The sequence below is a fragment of the Acetivibrio sp. genome (genome assembly GCF_035371925.1).
Classification (GTDB): Bacteria; Bacillota; Clostridia; order Acetivibrionales; family Acetivibrionaceae; genus Hungateiclostridium.
This window is the reverse complement of sequence record NZ_DAORXT010000177.1, coordinates 1-1,995: the sequence shown is the minus strand read 5'-3', so window position 1 is coordinate 1,995 and position 1,995 is coordinate 1. Positions and strand designations below refer to the sequence as shown.

At 43.1% G+C, this 1,995-nt stretch carries 2 protein-coding genes; one reads left to right on the top strand and one right to left on the bottom strand.

Annotation, left to right across the window (positions count from 1 at the left end; genetic code table 11):
- Window positions 1-338 precede the first annotated feature (338 nt).
- A complete protein-coding gene (locus PLH43_RS13595; RefSeq protein ID WP_324364011.1) occupies window positions 339-527 on the bottom strand; it encodes a hypothetical protein in 189 nt (62 codons plus the stop codon).
- Here PLH43_RS13595 and PLH43_RS13590 point away from each other — a divergent pair.
- A complete protein-coding gene (locus PLH43_RS13590) occupies window positions 516-1,775 on the top strand; it encodes a transposase (RefSeq protein WP_324364008.1) in 1,260 nt (419 codons plus the stop codon). The genes PLH43_RS13595 and PLH43_RS13590 overlap by 12 nt on opposite strands.
- The last annotated feature ends 220 nt before the right edge of the window (window positions 1,776-1,995 follow it).

Below are 1,995 nucleotides of genomic sequence, written 5' to 3'. Positions count from 1 at the left end.
ATTGTATGAATTCGAAAACTCGTAGAGCTTCGAAATTCTATATTTGAGGCCAAGCATTTTCTGCTTTACCTCCAATATTCTCCATTAAATTCCAATATATTTTCCAATTCACCGTGGGATAAATTACCACGGCTATTAAACCCCAAAGTCGGTTTAAACCAAATATTTTTTAGTATTTAACCTAATATTAACCATATATGGTTCTGTTCTGCCTTGACAAACATTTGTTCACCCCATAATTGAAGTGGATGGTAATTATTGCCATATCTTTGGTTATGGAGGTTTTGTATATGCTGCGTGATTGGCCCTCTCATGAGGAGTACCAAAAAAATCTTATCTTACACCTTTTGCTTTTCTACCAGACCGATAGGGAAAGGGTGGTTGAGTTGGCAGAATCTATTTCTAAACTCTACCTTCTCAACCTCGATAATCTTTACCCTATCATCAAACCACTTTATTCTAATACCGGCCGTCCCGCAAAGAATCAGCAGGGTATTATTCGGTCTTTGATCCTGATGCTTGACCAAGGTGAGCATGATATTCCCAAATGGGCTGCCAAGGTCGCAAGTGACAGGCTGCTTTGTGCTATCTGCGGGTTCAAATTCGGCGAAGCACCTGCATTCAGCTCCTATTACGATTTGACCAAACGCCTTTGGCAGGCGTCCCATGAAGTACATATTGCCAGGAAGAAAAAGCTTCGCAGTTTCTACTCCAAACCCCGCAAGAAGCTTAAGGCCGGTAAGAAATATGTCCTCCCTAAACACAACGGTGTTGTTAAAAAGTTTGCCTCTCTTGCAATCCGGGATAAACTTCCTCAGCATCGCCCTGAGATAGTATTGCAGAAGTTCCTGGCCCGCTGCGTTGTCGATTATTCCCTCGAAATGGGTATTCTCGGTGACCCTAAAAACTTTTCCATCGCTAATGACGGTACTCCCTATTATTCAGGTGCCAGCCACTATGGTGTCAAAGTCTGCGACTGCAAGTCCAGGGGCATCTTTGACTGCAAATGCCCCAGACGTTATTCCGACCCCGATGCCACCTGGGGATGGGACAGTTACCGCGAGCAATGGTTCTACGGGGATACACTCTTTCTCACTACCGCTTCGGACAGCCATTACGACCTGCCTATTTATCTCCGCAAAGCTCAAGCACAAAGGCATGACAGCATTATTGCCGTTTTCGCCATGGATGAAGTCCGAAAGCTTTATCCCAACATCTGTTTTAAAAACTATATTGCGGACGGTGCCATGGATAATTATCCTACTTACCAGCTTTTGCAACATTTTTCAATGTTCCCTTTTATCCCTCTTGACTCCAATGTGAAGTATCCGGATAAGAACCTGCCGCATGGAGTTTTATGCTTTGATGATAACGGTAACCCTATTTGTATGGGCGGTATACCCTATCAAAATTGCGGATATTCATTCCCCAAAGGAGTAAAGCACAGGTGCTGGTTTGACTATCACGGCATTGAAAAGCCTTGTAGTTGTACTTACAACACTTATGGAAGGACTGTATACATAAAACCGGACTACGACCCCAGGTTATTCCCTCCGGTCTCACGCAGTTCAGACGCCTTCAAGGAAATGATGAAACGTCGGACTACTGTGGAACGTAGTCATAAAAGGCTTTTTAAAGACTACGATATTGAAGCCGGAAACTGCCGTAGTTCAAGAGAGCGTTTTATGCGGGCTACCATGGCTGCTGTTAATGTCCATTTGGATGCCTGGATTAAGCACACCCGCTTCAGTATTCTTTCTTTACTTGAAGAGTAGTCCGGTAAAGTTGCTTGATATACTGAATGCTTAAGATGTCTTTTTGAAGATTTTAAACACCCTAATACAATGGGTTGGCTTTGCCATGCTCTTTTTTTCTTCATGTCCGCAGCATATTCGTTTTTCAAGGCTCAGTACATGGTTATTATTGGGTTCAATCCCTTTTGTCGCTAAATTTCAGCATCCTACACGATTTCCATGCTACTTTTCGAATTCATAC

Coding starts and splice junctions, on each gene's coding strand:
- PLH43_RS13590 (WP_324364008.1), top strand. CDS start 516: ATGCTTGACCAAGGTGAGCATGATATTCCCAAATGGGCTGCCAAGGTC.